This is a genomic window from Amycolatopsis sp. H20-H5 (assembly GCF_035828755.1).
In the GTDB taxonomy this organism is placed as follows: domain Bacteria; phylum Actinomycetota; class Actinomycetes; order Mycobacteriales; family Pseudonocardiaceae; genus Amycolatopsis.
On sequence record NZ_JAYMZS010000010.1, the window covers coordinates 47,164 to 67,247 of the forward strand.

The 20,084-nt window shown below is 66.7% G+C and carries 7 protein-coding genes (1 of these 7 running past the window's edge); all 7 read right to left on the minus strand.

Annotated features, from left to right (window positions below; genetic code table 11):
* On the minus strand, window positions 1–9,876 hold the beginning of the coding sequence (locus tag QMK34_RS07940) for a DnaJ domain-containing protein (protein ID WP_326413036.1). 23,037 nt of this gene lie to the left of the window's left edge; only the first 9,876 of its 32,913 coding nucleotides appear in the window; the start codon lies at window positions 9,874–9,876; its stop codon lies off the left edge, out of view.
* Window positions 9,877–9,973: 97 nt separating this feature from the next.
* Window positions 9,974–10,735 carry a hypothetical protein gene (locus QMK34_RS07945; protein WP_326413037.1) on the minus strand — a complete coding sequence of 254 codons (762 nt, stop codon included), beginning with the start codon at window positions 10,733–10,735 and terminating at the stop codon, window positions 9,974–9,976.
* Window positions 10,736–10,763: 28 nt separating this feature from the next.
* Window positions 10,764–11,168: a YbaB/EbfC family nucleoid-associated protein gene (locus QMK34_RS07950; protein ID WP_326413038.1), complete on the minus strand. Its 405-nt coding sequence runs from the start codon at window positions 11,166–11,168 to the stop codon at window positions 10,764–10,766.
* A gap of 122 nt (window positions 11,169–11,290) precedes the next feature.
* Entirely contained in the window at window positions 11,291–14,602 is a 3,312-nt protein-coding gene (locus QMK34_RS07955) for a right-handed parallel beta-helix repeat-containing protein (protein WP_326413039.1), read from the minus strand.
* Window positions 14,603–14,614: 12 nt separating this feature from the next.
* The gene (locus QMK34_RS07960) at window positions 14,615–17,212 is read right to left on the minus strand and encodes a hypothetical protein (protein WP_326413040.1); all 2,598 of its coding nucleotides are present in this window, start codon (window positions 17,210–17,212) and stop codon (window positions 14,615–14,617) included.
* 2 nt (window positions 17,213–17,214) lie between these two features.
* The gene (gene eccB, locus QMK34_RS07965; protein ID WP_326413041.1) at window positions 17,215–18,582 is read right to left on the minus strand and encodes a type VII secretion protein EccB; all 1,368 of its coding nucleotides are present in this window, start codon (window positions 18,580–18,582) and stop codon (window positions 17,215–17,217) included.
* A gap of 4 nt (window positions 18,583–18,586) precedes the next feature.
* Window positions 18,587–20,077: a type VII secretion integral membrane protein EccD gene (eccD, locus tag QMK34_RS07970; RefSeq protein WP_326413042.1), complete on the minus strand. Its 1,491-nt coding sequence runs from the start codon at window positions 20,075–20,077 to the stop codon at window positions 18,587–18,589.
* Window positions 20,078–20,084 lie beyond the last annotated feature (7 nt).

Below are 20,084 nucleotides of genomic sequence, written 5' to 3' on the forward strand. Positions count from 1 at the left end.
CTCCCCGATCAGCCCCGTGAACGGCAGCAACCCGCTGGGCTCCGCTCCCAGTGACTGCGCCACCCGGTAGAAAGCGGCGACATCGGTGATTCCAGCGGCGGCGGCCAGCTGCGGAAGACTATCGGGCATACGGCCGATTCGAAGACTGAACTCCCGCAAGTCACGGAAGTTCTCCGCCGTGTCCTCGAGCCCCAGATCGATCTGCAGTTCGGACAACTCCGGGTATGCCAGCCACGGCGCATCACGCTCATCCGCCTCGACCTGCGCAACGGTCAAGCCGAACTCATCGGCCACCCGAACCCGCGCCAGCCACTGCGCTGCCTCGCTGTCGTCGCCAGGCAGGTCGGCAAACGTCTGCCCATCCTCTGCCAAGGTGCGGAACACGCCCGCGATCGACTCCGAGTTGTTCATCTGCAACCGCGCACGCTGGCGCGACACCCACGCCGGATACCGCGCCACGACCGCATCCACCAAAGCCCGCGAACCGGACTCGGACTTGACCGTCACGTACTCCGACAGCAAGAACGCCCGGATGTCACGTGGTTCCGCCTTCAGCCGCACTGCCGCGTCGAGCATCTGCTGCGGGCTCAACGCCTGCATCCGCATCCGGCCCGCGTTGGCCACCGCGGGAAGGTCGTAGGGGATCCGGCCGAGTTGGAGGCTGAGGTCGATGATCGCCCGCTCGTGCTCGGCTCCCAGTATCCCGACCAGCCGGTCAAACTGCTCCTGATTGAACCAGTCCCTCCCGCGCAGCACGTCCAGGTCGGCCAGCTCCTGCCAAGACCGTGCCGGGGAAGGGGGCGCGGATTCCTCGACTTCGCCGTCCCATTCCCTCGCCGAGCGAAGCAGGAAGTCCTGATCGGCCAGTTCGCTGGTGGACGGCTTCCGGTCCCCGATGAACTCGAACACCCTGGTCCCGCTCCACCGCGGCCCCAAAGCCTTGGCCAGATCATCGACCAGCTTCTCGGCCGCCTTACGGCTCTTGCGATCGGCCCCTGACCACGTTCCGTCGCCTTTCAGGCTTCTGACCAGGCTCTTGAACGGCAGCAGCCCGTGCGGTGCGGCGCCAAGCCGGGCAGCCAGGTGGAAGAGCCGGTCGGCGGGTACTCCGGCCTGCGCCGCGACATCCCGAATATCGCTGGGCAGGCGGCCAAGCGAGAAACTGAGACCCCGCAATTCCCGAAAGTTCCCGACCGTGGGCGCGACGCGCAGTTCGGACAGTAGCTTCAAAGCGCTGCCATAGTGGAACCACGGAGCCCTGGCGGCATCCCTCAGTACGGTGGACGGATCCATCCTGGGGACCTTCTCCGCCCACCAGCCGCTCATCCACCGGTCCGCCTCGCGGGAGTCCAGCTCGTGCGCCGCCTGACTGAACAGCCAGACAATCCACCTCGGGCGCACCGTCTCGTTCACGTGCACACTGAAATGGGCGCTGGCATGGCCGCGCAAGTACTCGGCGAGCGCGCCCGCGCTCACCTTCTCCTGGCCATAGTCCGCCGAGCCGAGGACACCCCCCAGCCAATCCAGGTACCGCGGATCGATCGCCAGCTCGTTGGCGAGGTCCATGAGGTACCGCACGCCGACTCCGAGCTGGACAGCCAATCCCGGCACCTCCACCGGAACCCGCCCGAGCCGCTCGCTTACCCGCAGCGCCTCATTGACCGGCACGCCTGCGCGAACCAGCTTTTCCACCCGCCTCGGCATGAACCACGGGGACTTCGCCAGCCCGGCGAATCGCTCGCGGCTGATTTCCAGCCGCTTCGACCAGTACTCCACCGACTCCTGGGACCGGTAAGGCAAGTCATTCCAGTCGATGGCGGCCACCCGGCCTACGCCGACCGGGGCATCACTCGTCTCCTGGTAGACAGGCGGCTGAGCGGAGTTCGGCTCCATGAGCAGTTCCTTGACTACTCCTTCGGTATCAGCGTCACCGAGAATAAGGAACCGCCCCGGCCGATTCTCATCCCAATCCCGCAGTTCGTTGACGACCTCATGAGCGTCCGGGTCGATGTCCACCTGAGTTCGGATATCGTACGGCCTGACAGTTGTGTCCCGGGCTCGCAGAATCCGGTAGTCACGCAACAGGCCCACATATTTGATCGCGCTGTCACTGACCTTGAGCTCGGACGAAGCCGCGAGGAACTCCGCGGCCAGCGAACGGAAATGCGCACTCCGCTGCGCCAGCCCTGCCAGAATCTGCGCCGGGAAACCCAGCCGGGTACTTATTTGCACGTAACGATTCAGATCCGCACCCAGCCCGGCCAGGTCCTTCCTGATCTCCTCCACGATCCGGTTCGCGTCACCACTGGCGTCTCCAGTGACAACGCCCGGCCGCGCCACAGCCCGTTGGAAATCATCGTGTAACGCCACCAACTGCCCGGTCCGCTCCACCCCCAGCCGCTTGGCCACCTCTCGCACCACAGCACCGTTCGGCAGGCCCAAATCCTGTGCGAAATGCTGCAAGAAGAATTCACTCTGCCGAAGCTCAACGGCGAAAGACCGAGCTAGGGTATCCGAGTTCGAGGGGTCGCGCATGGCGTCCACCTGAGTACTCAGGTTGTCACCACGGCTCGCCATATCCGCGGTCAGCCACGCGATAACTCGCGATGCGTAGTCCGCGGAACCCGCGTCCCCGCCGAGCCTGTCGATACCCGCCACCCGGCCGAGATCTGCACGCAACAGCACCAAGGTCTCCGGCCGCGACAGTCCCAACTGGAGGGCCAACTCTCGCACCACGACACCATCGGGCAAGCCCAAATTCGTTGCCAGCGCGTCGAAGTAGGGATCAGCGGCACTGGTCAGTACGGCCACCGCCTGCATTCGACCGAGATACTCACGCGCGAGAGCGGGCGGCAGATCGTGCAACAATTCCAACGGCACCGCGTTGCTGCTGAACGATTCAAGCAGCGACAGGTCCTTCTGACCCCAATCCATCCGATCGGCCAACCCGGCCAGGTAGCCGAGGTCGCGATTCGTCCGCACGCCATAGCGACGCAGATCCTCTCGCAACCTGGTAGCCAAATCCGCTCCGCTCAACTCAGCGGCGTCATCCCCAGCTTCATTAAGCACCCGCGCCAGGTGCGGGCCCAGTATCAACAACTGTCGCGGGTGGGCCAGCGTCCCTGACAGCGTCCGCACCAGTTTGAAAAATGGCTTCGGGTCCGCCAGCCGCATGTCCCTCGCCACCTGAGTGAACTCCGCGGGCCCTACCCCGAACGCCACCGACAGGGCGATCAGATGCCGAGGCCTGGTTCCTAGACGTTCCGCTATGTTGCGCACGACCGCCGGGTGACGCTCCGCCGCCGGGGCCAGTTTCTTGAATTCCGCGAATTGTTCCGGACTTACTCCCAGCGATCGCGCCTCACTTTCCAGCGCCCGGTCCTGCTTGTCTTTGGGCGGCGCCGAAACGGGATTTCGCCGTGGGTCCGCACCCTGCTTTCGCGATGGCCCCGTACCCCAGCCGGTCGGCTCGGTGCCGCCGACGTTCGTGAGGTCTGGCCTGCTGCCCGCGGGGGAATACACCGGCGTCAGGACGTCGTTGGACGTGTACGGCGAGAACCACACCTCCACCGGGGAACCCGACCACAACTGATCCCCCTTCTCTCCCTGAGAACCCACCACCTCCCCGCCACGCTCGAAAACGCTGAAGAAGTGCCCCTTTCCACCACCGAAGTCGGCGTACACCAGCCCACGACGACCGGCCCCACCCGCCACCCGCACCCGCACGCTCTCATAACCGCGTTCCTGCTTCGCCATCGGCGGCAGGCCCGACTCCGGCACCCGATCGCGGTGCACCGGCCCACTCGGGCCGGCCACGAACTCATCAGCCTGCTCAGGACTCGAATCGGCGTTCAATTCCTGAATGGCTCGCGCCAAACAGTTCTCGGCGTACCCCTTGGTGAACTGGTTCTGGTTGATTCCCGGTCCGTACGCGAAATGCTTGTCCGCAGCCGCCGCACGCCCGGCTGGTTCATCCACAAAGGACTCCGCGGACACCACGTTCGACTGTTCACCGTGGCCGCTGGGCCGATCGACCTCCGGCCGATGCGGCCGGAACGTGTGCTTGCCGTTCTCAACGACTTCGTCGACGTGCAGTTCTCCGGTGACGGGAGCACCGAACGGTTCCAGCCGCACCGGCCCGGCATCGGGCGTGTGTATCACCAGGTTGGTGCCGATGTGGGTAGCGACGAACCGGCCGACGGTTCGCAACGCGTTGGTGGCTTCCCCGTTCTCCGTCACGTTCTCCGGCACAGCCACGTCCCGGTCGATCACCGGGTCTTTTTGCAGGAAGGCGTTGTACAGATGACCATCGTGTGAGGGGTGCGTCGCGATGTGCACACCGATCCCGTACGGGTCCTTGTGGTCTTTGACCGCGCCTGGCTTGGTCAGACTGCCTGGTTCGGGCCGGCCGACCTGCATCGCGGTGTCGATCACGTCCTGCCGCAGCTGGTTCGCGTCCACCCCGTCGCCGAGTGCGTCGGCGACGCCGTGGTAGAGGCTGCCGCCGGCCACGTTGTTCCCGCCGGTGCGCAGAACTTCGTTGTTGACGTAGGCGAGTATCCGGTTCACGACGACGTCTTCGCGAGCGGTCACGATGTTGTGCATGCCGACGAGCTTGTGCTGAGCAGGGATGCCCGCGACCAGGCCATGGTCACCGACCGGCGTGGATACCGCCGGGTGCAGCTTGTTGAGCTTCCTGCCGCCCAACCACTCCCCGTGTTTGGTGGCAGGCGGCTTCCAGCTCACGGGCCCGGAGGCGGACGACTCCGGGCGGGGCCGGAACGGCTCCCGGTCCTCGTGGCTCAGGAGGGGGTACGCCGCACGGTAGTCCTTGGGCAAAGTGCCCTTCTTTGCCCCCCTGCCGTCGAAGAAGCGGTTGGGCACCGTGTCGAGAGCCACGTGTGACTGCGTCAGCACTCCTGAAGCGTCGTAGTCCTCGGCCAGCCGTCCGAGGTCGGTCTCGACCGCGGCGTTGACATAGTCGGCATCGAACGCCTTGCCCCGAATCGGGTGCTTGAGGTTCTCCGCGTTCGCCCGCAGCGATTCCGTACCCGAGTCGGCGAAGGAGAGCAGGTATTCGCCGTCGACACGAGCCGCGATGTCCGCGCGCGCCCGATCGTGCAGTTCGTCGTGCACGTCAGCATGGCCCGAGTCGTCGAGGCTGGACACACGCTCACGGTCAGCCATTCTCATCAGGTCAGCACTGGCCAGATCGACCAGGTCACCGCGGCGCGGGTTCGGCTCCCCCATGGCCACGTCCAGCGCGTGGGTCCGGACGTGAGCCGCCAGCAGAGCACCGCCCGTGTCCAGCAGCTCGCTGAATTCCCTGTGCGAGCTGACATCCTCGCCACCACGGAAGGCCGCCAACGACTCGTTCAGGTCCGCGATGAGTTCGGCACGTTGCTCCACTGACAGGCTGCTGCTGGCCTCGACGGCCGCCGGCTGGTAGGTGTCGGCCAACTCCTGGCCGTTCCACCGGGCGATCGTCTTGACCAGGTTCACCGCTTCGCCACCGCCGGGGCTGAACCGGATCTGCTCCGCCTTGGGCACGGTGTTGTCGTTGGCGAGCACCGGAAGCGCGTCGAAGAACAGGTTCGGCTCGGGTGGGTACGGCAGCAACGGGTGCGTCTCCGCCAGCCTGTCCCTGATACGCATGTCCTCCGCCACTTTCGCCGCGAACTCCGGACTGCCGCCGGCAGCCCGGTAGCCACCGACGAACAGCAGCGGTCGCGTCGGCCGTCCATCGCCGTCGGGGAACAAATCCGCGTCGACACTGAACTTGTTCTCGAAGTGGTTGAAAACGTGCGCCCCCGATGGAACGCCACGTCCTCCGGTGTCGAAGTCCTGGACGGAGATGTACGGGTGCATGTTCTTTCCGACAAAAGCCTCGGAAAGTTCTTTTGTCGGTTCGCTGGCGAGCGTTTCGTTGCGCACAGTCCCGTAGGGGAAACCATCTTTGGAATCAAAGGTGAGGCCCACCACCGCTACTGGTTTACTGATTCCGTTAATCATGCCCGGGACGTTGTTCAAAGCGTCCAGAAGGGCCTGTTCGCCGTTCTCCCCACGCGGCGCGTTGACCCCGAACACGAACCCGACTCGGCCGTCGAACCCCTCAGCCCCAGCCAAGATCGAATCGACCACCTCGCCGATCCTGCCCACATCGTTGACCGGAAGGATCGCGTTCACCACGAACGCCAGCTGCCGATTGTTGTCCACGAGGGTGGTCAACGTCTCGAGGTAGTTGTCCCGGGTCACCGTCGCCGATTCGGGCCTATCCGAGGTCAGCTCGTCGAACGCGCTGTTGGTGTGCCTGAGATCGAGCTTGAGCTTCTTCAGCTGGGTGCTCGGCGGGGCGAAGTCAGCAGGATCGTCCTCCTGCTTTCGTTTCCTTGATTCGTCGGCGGTTTCGCCGCCGGGCTGGGTATCAGCGGGCACGTGCGGCGACGGCCTACTACTCGTCGTGATCGGAGGGGAACCGAACAGCACCTCGTGCTGCTGGTTGCCCTCCGACCGGTGTGCCTCGTCCGACTGCTGTTCGGCGAAGTCGGTGGAGAGTTCGATGCCCCGCGGCACCGGCCAGAATCGGTATCCGCCATCGTTTTCGCGCAGAGTTGCGATGGGTGTTCGAGGATCGATCGGAGTCACGTCCGCGAAGGTGCCCCCCGGCACGTCGTAGAAGTTGACTACGCCATCGTCGTCCACATACGCGAGGATCCCGTGGCCGTTTGCTCCGTCCACCGACTTGGTGACAAGCGCCAGGCGATTCTCGTTCTGGGGCGACAGCAGGTGGCGCGCGACCTCGTCGGTGTCGTGCGACGGCTCTGAGAACTTTGCGTCAAGGGACTGCTCGACGGCTTTCAACGGCTTCGCTTCGCTGGGCCCGGAGGTGAACTGCCGCCCGTACTCGATGGCATTGGCGCCCTGCACTGTGGCCAGCATGCAGTTTGTCGAGGATGTCTTGTTCACCCGGGTGTGCCGGTTGACCCCGATGACGAGCCGTCCCGGCTCCGTGCTCTCCAGGAAGGCGTTCCCCGCGGCATCATTGTGGAAGCTCGCCTTGGAGCGCACCGGAAGGACCGATTCCGAATCCATCGACTCGATCGACTCCGTGTCGGAGAAGATCGAATCGGCATAGTCGGTATCACTGTCACTATCGGATTCGGTCGACGGGGCGGCCACCGGCTGTTCCAGGTCCGCGAGTCCCTTGACCGGCGCCTCTACCGACATGCCGAGGGGATGTTGGCGGGACGAGTCACCAGCCTTCTGCGACTGGTCGGTGTCGGGCGAGGACGGCCCGGACTCCGAGTGCCGGTCACTCGAAGGATCGGACACCGGCGAGGTCGCCGTCTGCTTTTCGCGACCCGGCAGTTCGTTGCGCGGCGCGTCCACCGGCACGTCGATCGACTGCCCGGCGGTCGAACCGCTGGCCGGCTGGCCCGACGTCCCGCCCGACTGACCGCCATTCGGCTGACCCTGCTGCCCACCAACGGATCGGCCTGGCGCCGGTCCACCACTCTGTGCTCCCGTTGCGGGGTTTCCAGACGACTGGCCACTGGCCGGCTGCCCGGCGGACGGCTGACCACCGAACGAACCGGTGGATTCGTGCTGCGCCGAAGTGTTGCCGCCTGCTGGCGCCAGATGGGAATCCGCGTTCGGGTTCGATCCGCCAAGGTCGCTGGAGATACCCTCCGTACTCGTCGGCGACTCCGGCGAAGGCCCGGAATTCGACTCACCGGGCTGAGTCTGGCCAATGCCAGGCGAAGACTGCGCGGAGTCCGCATCCTGACCATTCGCGAGATCGGACACCGGCGAGGTCACCGTCTGCTGCCCGGCATCCTGACCACCGGCTTCAGGAGTGCTGACCTCCTGAACGACCGGCCCCTCCGCCGAAGTGCCTGGCACCGACTGCCCGACCTCCGGCAGGCCAGTGGCAGGCGCCTCCACTGGCGCAGCTGTCGACTGTTCACCGGACGAGCCACCAGCTGTCTGACCCGGCTTCACGCCGTCCGGCTGACCACCAGTCTGCTGGCCCGACTGCGCGCCACTCTGCGAGCCCGCTGTCGAGCCTTGAGACGACTGCGCCCCGACCGGCGCGTTCGGCTGCGCACCACCCGACTGGGCTGACGTCCGTCCGCCATTCTGCGATCCCGTCGCGGAATTACCGGGCGACTGGCCGTTACCCGACTGACCCGGTGACGACTGGCCACTAACCGGCTGGCTGTTACCTGCCTGGCTATTGCCCGGCTGACCCGTCGCCGAATTCCCGGACGGCTGAGCACTACCCACCTGGCCGTTGCCCTGATCGGACACAGTCGCGGGGGGCTGCACCACGCTGGACGCGTTGGTGCCGGTCGGCTGCGGCGACAAGTTACCGCCGCCGTGCTGCCCCTGACTCTGACTCTGCACGGACTGCGGGGCCTGCTGATCCCCACTGAGTCCTCCGGCGGAAACCTGCCCACCAACCGGCTGCGGCACCGACTGCTCGACCCCACCGCTCAGCGGGCCACCGGACGGCTGCCCAGCCGGACCCGGAACACCCATCGGCGGCGGGACACTCACATGGGCACCACCGCCCGGGATATGCGGCGTGTGCACGTCCCCGGAGAACCGATGCTCCAACTGATGAGTGTACTGATGAATACGATGCAGAGCGAAGCCATCGAAGCCACCATTGATCATGCCCTGCCAAACCCCAGAAAAACCACCCCCATAAACCATCGCGCCGGCAACACCGATCGCAATCTCAACAATCGCTTCCGACAAACCGGCAGCACCCGCGGTATGCGCGAACTTCGGATCGATCTTCTTCAACACCCCATGAAGAATCGAACCCACAACACCGGCCATGCCACCCAACCACGCGGAAGCAATCAGATTCTGCTCATCCAGATTCTTACGATCCCCCTTGATGAACTGGGGAATCTCCGCACCGAACTCCTCCGCGATCTCCTCGAAACTCTCCCCCGCGGCTTCCTTGACACCCTTGGCGACAAACCGCACAGTATTGACAAGATTATGCCCGTACTTGTCACCCAAACCGTGATAGAAATCTTCCTTCGTCTGACGCGCCGCGCTCTTCCCGTCACGATACGCCTGCCGGGACGTCACCGGTGGAGACTTGGATTCCCCACCGACCGGCGGCTTCTCCGGAACCGGAGACTTGGGCCCCTCAGAAACCGGCGGCTTCTCCGGATGCGGGGACTTCGGCCCCTCGGACACTGGCGGCTTCTCCGGGAGCGGGGGCGGCGGCTTCTCCACCGGCGGCTTGACCGGCGGCTTCTCCGGAAGCGGCTTCGGACCATGACCGAGATCGTCAATCTTCAGCTTCGCCGCCTGAACGAAATCATCCAGACCCTTGAACATCTTCGAACTGAACCGCGGGCCCGCCGTCAACCTCGTACCCAAAGTCTCAGCGAGCCTGCGATAGAAATTCGACCGGATCTGCATAACAGCGACCCGGCCAGCCAAATAAAAACCAGGAACCAGCGGCGCCGTAAAAGGAGTCGCCAACGCCCAAGCAACATCAGCAGCGGTAATATTCGTCTGAATAATGATCTCGTACTTACCGTGCTCGGTATTCAACGCGAAATCGCGGAGCTGAAAACCCATCTGCAACGCGAGCTTCGCCACCTCCGGAGCACCCTGCCCCAGCGAAAGCACATAATCACGAAACGCGTCACCAGTCGAGCCGCCAACAGCCCCCAGCACAATATTGGTACCCACACCCACATTCTGAACCGCGAGAGTGACCTGCATGGCCTTGTCATCCCACTGATCGGCCGCAGCGCGAAGCTTGTCCTCATCCCCCTGAGGGAAGAACCCACCCGCGATAATCACGAACACCCAGTTCGCGCTGGGATCGACCGTCAGACTCATGACACACCAATCAACCGAAGCCACACCCACAGGCGCATCAAGTCACACCCACTCGACAACCTGCGGCATACTCAAACCAGCCGCTGCCTGCTCCGCCCTACGTCAAATCCGTGACCTCGCCGGTCGTGTCTTCAGCGTCGCTCAGCTCATACTTCCGAAACGGGACATCGCCGGGCGCGGAGGAAATCGGCGGCACACCTCTGTCGACTATCGGCAAACTCGGCGATGGCTTTTTTGCTTTCGGCGGGAACGACGCATCCTCGGACTCAATAATAGGGTCGAGTAGTTTTCCCCGGACAGCCATCATGTGCTTCAGTTCCGTTTGCGGCTTCTCCGAGCGAACAAAAACGGTGCTTTGCGTTGGCTTGAGTGGAACTACATCCGGATCAAGCTTCTCGGACTTCGAATAGATAGTCGAAGGCTTAAGGCGAGCCGTATTTGGAACAGGCTGCTCAGAGCGAACGGAAATATTAACCTTCGTCGGGTTGAGAGACTGCCCATCCGATGTCGACTTGTCCTGAATACCGCTACCATCGGTTGCCTGCTGGTCCCGAAGCTGTTCAGTGAGCTGAACATGGTTTTGCTCGGCGTCCCCGGCGAAACGCGACAGGTCCACCAAACCACGAGAGGTGCCGTCGAACTGGGCGGCGACCTGGAGCACACCGTCCACGAAAGTCTTCTTCGTGTCCTGATAGGTCTTCTCGAACTGGTTACCCGCGTCGTCATCGCCCCACGAGCCGTCAAAGATCGAGAGGTCGGCCACCGAGTTGTAGACCCGGTGCACCTGCTTGGCCTGCTCGTCGAACTCCCGCCCGCCGTCTGCCAGGCGATCACTGTCCACCCAAAACGGTTCGCTCATCGCGACCTCGCATTCCACTTACGAGTAATCACTGGAAAGTCCTGGTGACCGGCGTGTCCGTCCCGGTGAACGGATCGGCGGGCAGCATTGCCCCCAGGTCTGCCTTTCCCGTGACGATGTCCTTGGCGTTGATCCCCTCCGGCAACAGTGGCGACAGCAACTCGGCGTACTCATCCATGGCCTGGGCCCGTGCCTCGTTGATCGTCGCGAGAATCACCTCCGACAGTTCCGCCGGGACCATCCGCTTGTAGGCGTCGGTGGGGAACCTCAGGCTCGTGACCTCGCCCTGGCAGCCGACACTGACGGTGACCACCTGACGCGGTGCGGTAGCGCTGCAAGAGATGTTGCCGAGAGCGCGTTGAAACTCGACCAGCCCAGCCTGCTGCTCGCGGTACTGTGCAATGGACTGTTCCAGCTGCTCCTCGTAGTTCACAGACACGATGACGGCTCCTTGTCGTAGGTGTGGCTCCTCCAGCTCAGCTGAGGCCGGGGTTCAATGCCAGTGCCGCGGCGCGGATGGGGTAAGGCGGCCTGCCAGCTCTAGCCAAACCTCCCTCAACCGACCGTGGCCAAGCCCTCACTCGTCACCCGTTGCGTCACTCCGCGCAGGTCCGCGGACGCCAGAGTGCGGGATGCCGCGGTGGCGGCAAGCCGATCTGCGAGCCGGTGCGCGGTCCGCACCGAGCGGATCCCCGACTCCGCGAGCTGTTCGCTGATCGCCGCGCGCACATCGTCCGGCACCTGGTGCCCTCGCTCGCACAAGCGCCGCACGGCGATCTCGGTCAGCTCGGCGACCCCGTATTCCTCGATGTCCCAGTTCGCGCCGAACCACTCACGCAGCGCGGGCACCAGCCCGAACAGCGTGTTCAAATGCGACCGCTCGCCGATCAGGACCACGACGACCGTCCCCGCGTGCTCCCGCATCCGCGCTACCAGCGCCTGGGCGACCTCCACCGGCGAGTCGCCGTGCCCGGTCACCGAGTCCGCGACGTCGACGACGAGAACGCCCCCGCCCGCTTCCTCGAAAGCGTTCGCGACCAGCGCGGTCGCTTGTCCTGGCCAATGCGCGTGCAGCTCAGCCGACATCGACAGGCGCACGGCCTGCCCGATGGTGATCAGGCCCAGCTCGGCGAGGCACTGCGTGTACAGCCTGGCCACCTCGCCCCGGCCACTGTCCACCGGCCCGCCGAGCACCACGCTGGCCGCGCGCCCCACCGGCGTGCGACGCTCCTTCGCTTCACACAGGCGCAACAGGTGCATGCCAACGGCTTCGCGCAGGTCGGTGACCCCGGTCAGCTGGTAAAGCCGGCGCCACCCGAGACTGACCTTCAACGCGGCGGCCGGGTCCACACCGGCGTCCGGTGCGGCATCGACCTTCGCCGCCTGCTTCTCGATGATGGCGAGTTCGCCGCCCAGATCCGCGTCGGTCAGCCGGTTCAACTCGGTGTCCTTGGCAGGGGGCGCCAGCGCCAGTCGCGACGCCTGGTTGCTCACCATCGCCTCGAACAGCTTTCGCGCCACCCGGCCGTTACCGAAGGTCGCGTTCTTCGGCACCCGCTCGAAGTACTCGGTGAGCGCGCCGATCGCCCCGTCGGTCAGCTCGTAGTAGTGCTTGCGGCACAGGTTGGTGGTGATGGTCACCAGCTCGTCGACGCTGTAGTTGGGGAACTCGACGGTCTTGGTGAACCTCGACGCCACACCAGGGTTGGAGCTGAGGAACTCCTCCATCAATTCCGAATACCCGGCGACGATGACCACGACCTCGTCGCGGTGGTCCTCCATCATCTTCATCAGCGCGTCGACGGCCTCCTGACCGAAGTCCGGCCCGTTGATGCCCTTCTGGCTGGTGAGGGTGTACGCCTCGTCGATGAACAGGACGCCGCCGAGCGCCTTCGTGACGATCTCGGTGGTCTTGATCGCCGTGGAGCCGATGTACTGGCCGACCAGATCCGCCCTGGCCACCTCGATCATGTGTCCCTTGGACAGGATGCCGAGTTCGGCGAGCACGGAGCCGTAAAGCCTGGCCACGGTGGTCTTACCGGTACCCGGCGGCCCGGCGAACACGAGGTGGCGGCTCATCGGCGGCATCGGCAGGCCCATCTGCTGCCGCAACTGCGTCATCTTGATCAGGTTGATGAGGCCGAGGACCTCCTTCTTCACCCCCTCCAACCCGATGAGGCCGTCCAGTTCGGCGAGCGGACCGTCCAGCTCGAAACCGCCCGCGCCACCGCTCGCCGCCGCACCGAGCGCTCCCGTGTCCATCTCGGACGGCCCGGACGGCCCGGACGGCCGCTGACCTGCCTCACCGTCGGTCACCAGATCCTCGATCGACAGGCGATCGTGCTCGATCTGCCGGTTCACCGCCACGCCGCCGCTGTCGGTGACCACGCAGTGCGTCAGCCGCACCGGTTCCTCGGTGTCCACCCGGACCCCGTCAGCGACGCTGCCGGCGATTTCACAACTGGTCAGCGAGGCGCGCGCGCCGGGTTCGACGTTGACCCCATTGCGGCCGGAGCCGCGCACCCGGCAGTTTTCCGCGACGACGGACCCGCCGGCGACCACCTGGATGCCGTCCGCGGCGCAGTCGGCGAACTCGCTGTCCCGCAACGACACCTCGGAGTTCGACCCGGCACGCAACCCGCCGCCCCGGATCAGCGCGGACACGAACTTGGCTTGCGCGCCGTCGTCGAGCAGCATCGCGATCGCGGCGCCCGAAGCGAACTGAGCGTCGGACACGGTCAGTTGCCCGGCGCCGGACACAGTGACGGCCGCGTCGGCGGCTTCGATGGCGACGTCGTTCAGCTCGAGTTTGCTGCGTCCTTCCAGTACCACGGCCCGGCCGCGGTCGGTGTGCACGCGCAGCCCGTTGAACCGGACGTCCGAAGTGGACGTGACCTGCACGGCGCAGTCGGTGGTCCCTCGCACCGCGGTCGAGACGAAGCGCGGCGCGCTGCCGTCGTCGACGAGGATGCCCACTGGCGAGTCGACGATGGTGCAGCCGCTGAACATCGGGGTCGACTTCCCGGTGACCTGAACCGCGTTACGGCCGGCTTGGCCGAAAGTACAGCCGCGCAGCTCCGGCGCCGAGCCACCCGCGATGTGCGCAGCCTGATGCGTAGCCCCGGTGAATATTGAGTCTACAATAGACACTGTGCCGGTGCTCAACACGTAGAGGTCGAGATTCCCGCTGTCGCGCACGGTGAGCCCGGTGATGCTCGCCGTGGCCCGTTGCTCGACGACCATCGCCGGCTTCTCGGCACCGATGATGGTGCAGCGCTCGATCACCGCGCGGCCATCGCCGTTGACGCAGATTCCGTTGCCCTTGGCCTGCTGGATCCTACTGCGGCGCAGCACCAGGGAGCCCTGCTCGGTAACGACCACCCCGGACGATTCGAGCCCACTCACTTCGGTGTCCTCGACCGCGCTCGGCACCGGCGACAAGACCACCAGACCCGCACCGCCGGTGCTGCTGACGACGCAGTTCCGCAGCACGACCGAGCCCTGCGCCCGCGTCAGCAGGGTCGTCCAGGACGCGCCGCGAACCTGGCAGGAGTCCATGGCCACCTCGCCACGCGGCACGTCCACAGTGGCGAGCTTGTCGTCGTCGCAACTCAGCACAAGACCGTTGAGCTGTACGGCCTCCGTGTCACAGACCAGGACGCTGCCCGACCGGGCGTGGATCTCGACGGTGCCCGGCCCCTCCTCCGCGGTCAGCACCACCATCCGGTCCAGGACGAGGTTCTCCTCGTAGCGGCCGGGCAGAATGCTGATCATCGCCTCGCTCGACGCGTGCGCTATCGCCGCGCCGATCGAGGGGAACGCGCCTGGCCGGTCACTGCCGACCACGATCATCTGCCGCTTTACCACTGTCGCACCTCCCTAAGCCAGGCCAGGAAGCGCCTGGAACCGGTTCATCGACGACTCCGGAATCCGCCGCCTCGTCTTGCCGTCCGACCACCGTTCCACGCAACGCCGCAGCGATTCGGTCGCGAGCCCGTCGAGCGAGACCCGGCTGGCGTCCACAGTGCCGTCTTCGTCGATCTCACTGGCCGCGAGCTCCCGCAGCAGGATCTGCCCGCGTGCGCCTGGTTCCGGGTCGGACATGCCGAGCACCTTGAAACTGGTTCCCGGCATGAACAGCACCCGGTCTTCGGTCGGCTCGTTGTCCGGCTCGAGCAGCTTGGTCCGCCGCGCGGTCATCGACCACACCAGCACGTCGGCATCGCCTTCCTGACCGGCGCACGGCTGGGTGAGCGCGTTGACGAAACCCCACTCGGTGAACATCTTGCGGCCGCGGTACAGCTCCCATTGCGAATCCGTCGGTGTCATGGAAAAGACGGTGGCGCCGCGGTGCGAAGGCAGCCGCCGCAACCCGGCGACAACGCACCGCGCGAACGGCACGTGCGGCCCGACCGTCGCGGCACGCAGTGCCTTGTCGACCTCCGCGCCCCGCTCGGTGAGGTAAAGCCGGACGGCCACCGCCTCGGTGAGAACGTCAGGAGAGGAGTTGGTCATCGCCCCCTGGAAGCCTGGGTGCTCCGAGAGCACCCGCGCGATCGTGTTGGCCTGCACGCCGAACTGAGAGCCGAGATTCTTGCGCAGCCACGCGCGTTCCTCGTCGATGCCCTTGGCGGGCAGTAGCGCGACCGCGGCGGATTCCGGTGTGGGCTGGCGTTTCGCGTCGGTACCCGGGATGGTGCTCGGCGCAGGCGCCTTGGGCGCGGCGGGGGCGGATGCCGCGGATGGAGGCTTCGCCGCTGCCGCGGGGATACCGGGGATGGTGACGCCGGGTGTGTCGGCCGACGCTGGGAGTTTCGACGGCGCTGGGGGTCCCGACGGCGCTGGGGGCTCCGACGGCGCGCTCTCCAAACGCATCGAGACCGGCGAGTAGGGGACGACCGGCGCCGACGGGACGGTCGCCGCGACGGCAGGGGTGTTCGGCTCGACGACTGGAGCTTCGACGGTGCTCTCCTCGCCGACCGGGGAAACCAGCGCGGCCGAAGCGGGCACCTCGGCCGGCGGAGCCGGGGCCTGCACCACCGGCCCGCCGGAGTCCAGCCGGGCGGAAATGGAAACGGCACGTTCAGCGGGCGGGAGCTGCGGCTTCGAGGTCGGGAACGGCGCGGCCACGGTCCGCTCGGCGGCGGCCTCGACAACAATCGAGGCCGCCTCCAGCGCGGCGAGAGCGCGCCCGGTGACCTGGACCCGGGGACGCGCCATCGCGGTCGTCGGCACCAGGATGCTGGCCCGGCCGGTCGGCGGATCGAGCCGGCGGCGCACGTCCTCGGCCAGCGTCTGCATCCTCGACGCGTGCTCCTGGGTCGCGGCGTCGAACACCAGGATGTTCTGGTTCGCGTCCACCGGCGCCGCGCGCACCACGGCGGCGTTGGCGATGTGGTCCGGCTGCCGAACCCACAGACCGGCCTGGATCACTTCGATGACGGCGTCGGGCGCGTACCAGAACACGCCGGGCGACAGCTCGGGGATGTCGGCGATCGGCCGCCGGTACCCGTGGATGATCGGCGGGGCCTCGTCACCGTTCTGCTGGGGCTGATAGGCGATTCTGGTGGCGAAGGTGCTCCAGCCGAGCGAACCGTCTCCACGCACGGTGAGCACGTCGGGGTCCCGCAGCGGGCCGATCGGCATACCGGTGTAGCAGACCACCTCGCGCCGCAGTCCATCCGCGAGCGCCTGGCCGAGGGTGGCCTTGGCAGGCACCTGCACAGGTCCATAGTGGACGAAGCGGGCGGTTCCCAGCAGGTCCGCCGGCACCGTGACACAGAAGCGCAGGACATCGTCCAGCGTGATGGCCGGGGTACCGGGGCAGCCGAGCACGATCGTCGGCCCCTCAGGCCTGCTGGGCATCTCGCCGATCAGGCGGCGGCGGGCGGCGGACAGCCGCATGTCGTGGCCGGCAGGCCGGAGCCAGATCCCGCCGGGCACCGGCTCCGCGGCACCGGTGGAGCTGGTCTGCGACTGCTCCACGAAGGCCTTGGCTTCCCAGGGCGGACGCGGAAACCTCTTCGCCTCCCAGAGTGGCGGCTGACCGGGTTGGAAACGGACCCAGCCGGTGTCCCGTCCGGAGTGGACGAACAGGGAGCCGCTCGCGCCACGCAGCACCACGCCGTCCGGTGCGATGACCGGCCGTCCGATCCGTTGCGAGAGCCATTGTCCGGCCAGCGCGGTCGCTTCCCGCGACCGGCCGCCCACCACCAGGCGGACACCGCGCCGCCCGCGCGGCAGGCACGCCGCGACCGATTCCCACACCGCGATCGGGCAGTCGGCGGGCAGGTCGAGCACCACCAGGTCGTGGTCGGGGTCCGGGGCGATGGCCATGGCGAGCGACATGGCCTCGTCGGTCAGGTTGTCCCCGGCGTGCACCACCATCGCGTTGCCGATGGTGGAGTTCGCCACGTCGATCGGGGAGTGGTGCCGGGACCGGCGCCTGGCCAGCGACATCCTGGTTAGCGGAGACATGGCTATCCTTTCTCGCTGACGCCGAGGGCGGCGCGGGACAGCGTCGGCCCGGTCGGCAGCGCGCCGAGTACGTCGGCAGGCACCGGAGTCGGTGGCACACCGGCGTAACCCAGCGCGTTCACCGAGTTGTCGTCCGGAACCGGGTACTTGATGCCCCGGTCGGTGATCAGGTACCGGTGCGGCTTCGTCTGCCCCACGGGGAGCGGCACCTCGGCGGCGAAGATGCCGGAGTTCGGCAGCACCATCGCACCGACGGTGTCCCGCATCGGCGGCCCGGCCTCGTTGACCGGAACGAGCGTCACATAGCTCGAGACGAACTGCTGGACCGGCTGCTGGACGAGGCAGGGCACCTGCGGACCGGCCGAACCCGCCGGCGCGGCCATCGACGTTCCGAGCACGTCGGGCAGCCGGGTCATCAGTGACGAGTCAGCGGAATGGGGCACAGCGTCGATCTCGGGTGCGGTGAGGTCGACCGGCGCGCGGTCCGGGTGTTCGACCGACGTCAGCGCGAACTCGGTACGGCTCATCGGTGCGAGCCCGTCGGTGCGGAGCACGAAGTACAGCGGGCTGCCGTTCGGCAGCTCCTGCCGGAAGGTCTGACCGACCGTGCGCGTCGTACCGGCGACCGCCCGCCCCGGCCGCCCGTCGTCGGGGATCTCGGCCGCCGCGAGGGGTTCACCGTCCGGGAGCTGGTTGAGCCAACCGTCCGGCGCGGCGCTCGGCGTCATCGCGGGCACCCCGAGCGCGACCAGCACCCGGGGTCCTGCCAGCCGGTGCTTGTGCCCGTCGAGCACCAGGTACTGACTGCCGGTCGCGGCGGTGACCACCACGTAGCGGTCATTCGTGACCGGCGCCGGGAAGGCGGCCCCGTCGATGATCACCATGCTCATCGCCGGGGAAAGCGCTGCGCGGTCGTTCAGGCACAGCAACCACGAACGACCAAGGGCGGCTGTGCCAGGCAAGCTGTCCGGCGCGCCGGGGATGCCGATCGGCGCGCCGTGCGGCACCCCGGCGATCGAGGCACTGGAGACCATTTCGATCCGCGGGCTCTTGCCCAGCGCCAGCATCGCCGACGGCTGGTTCAGCGTCGGCCGCAACAGCTGATTCAGGTACAGGTACCGATTGCCGGTCTCCTTTTCGACAATGAGGGTGCCCGGTTGCTTCCACGTGGTACTCCCGCCGGGCACGATCAGGCCGTACACCCAGAAGCCGATCGCGACCAGCAACGCGATCACGAGTCCGAAGTAGAATCCGAAGCGGCGGCCGCGGTCCGGTGGTTCCGCCGGGCCGGGGTCGCCGACCGTCAGCGCGGAACTCATGCGTCCCATCAGGAACGCATGAGCGTCGACACGGTCCTTCTGTGTCTGCATCAGATCACCCCGCCAGACCGCGCGCCCAGGCGTAGACGCCGAGTGCTTGAAGGAGCAGCGGCAGCACCGCGAGGGCGGTCAAGGTATCCGAGATATTGCCGATGTGGCCCCAGATCGGCAGCATCCGGCGGGTCGACGCCCTGGTCGCGGCGAGCACCAACGGCGGGACGGTGCACAGCAGAAGCACGAGCACGGCCCATTGCAGCGACACCGACGCGCCTTCGCCCGTCAGGTCGATCGCGATGTACATGATCCCGGCCGTGCCGGAAACGGTCACCGCGAGCCGCTGTGCCACCCCGATGAAGGCGCGCGCCCGCAGCAGCACGCCGAAGGTGAACATCATCGGCAGCACGAGCCCCACCCAGTCCGGCAGGTCGAGCATGAACGGGAAGGAGACCAGGTAGGTCAGCGCACTCACCATGACGAGCACGTTGAGATACCGGTCGGCGAAGCCGGTCCGCTCGACGATGTCCTTGGCAGGCGCCGGTTCGATGTCGATCTTCAGGTCCGCCCCCGTCTTCGGCAGCTGCGGACCCCTCAGCCGCGCCGCCCGGATCGCGAGCTTGGGCGCGTAGATCATCAGCAGGAAGAACGCCGTGGACATCGTCGCGGCTGTCTGCGCCGGGGTCAGCTCCATCCCGGCGTGCAGCCACGCGCTGATCATGATGGTGATGCCACCGGCCGCGACCACCCCGAACGGCACGATGGGCAGGTGCCCGGCCACCGAATAGCGCGCCCCGAGCAACAACCCGGCGGCGGCGGTCGCGCACACGGCGGCGACGAGCACCTGCGGGGTGTTGAGCTCGAGCGCGTGCGCGGGGCCCGCGACTCCGATCAGCCCGGCCGTCGCGGCGAAACAGCACGCCGCGACGCCGGGCAGCGCGGCGAGAAAGTAGTCGTCCAGCCACCGTCCGGCCGACACGGACGCCGCGGCGAACAACCCGGCGAGCACCCCGGAGCCGATCGTGGCCGCGACACCCGAGCTGTTGGTGAACAACACCGTGAAGACGGTGACCAGTGCGGCCAGTGCGAGCGAGATGAACAGGACTTTCCCGTGCCACGGCTGCCAGTGGTTGCTCTGCCAGCCCACGGCGGTGGCCATACCGTCGGCTATGTCGTCGAAGTCGAGCTCAGGCAGCGGATTCCCCGCTGGACGCAGGTAGAGCTGTTCCCCTTCCAGCAGGTCGAGCGTTTCCGGCGTGCCGTCCGGGTCCAGCGGATCCTCGCCGAGTCGTTGCAGGACCCAGGATCCCGCGTCGCCGGGCACCGGCACCGCGCTGTCGAGCGGGCCGGCGGGTGACGGGCCATTGCCATCGGCCGAGGATGACGAGTCGCCGAAGGCACCGGGGTCCGCGCGTGTCGCGTCGACCGTGTGATGCACGAGCATCGGCAGCAGGTTCGAGATCGTGGTGGACGAGGGCACCGCGAGATCGACCTTGCCACTCGGGCCGAAGACGGTGATGCGGCTCATTTCGGCCGCCTGTGCGCTGGTCATGCGAGCC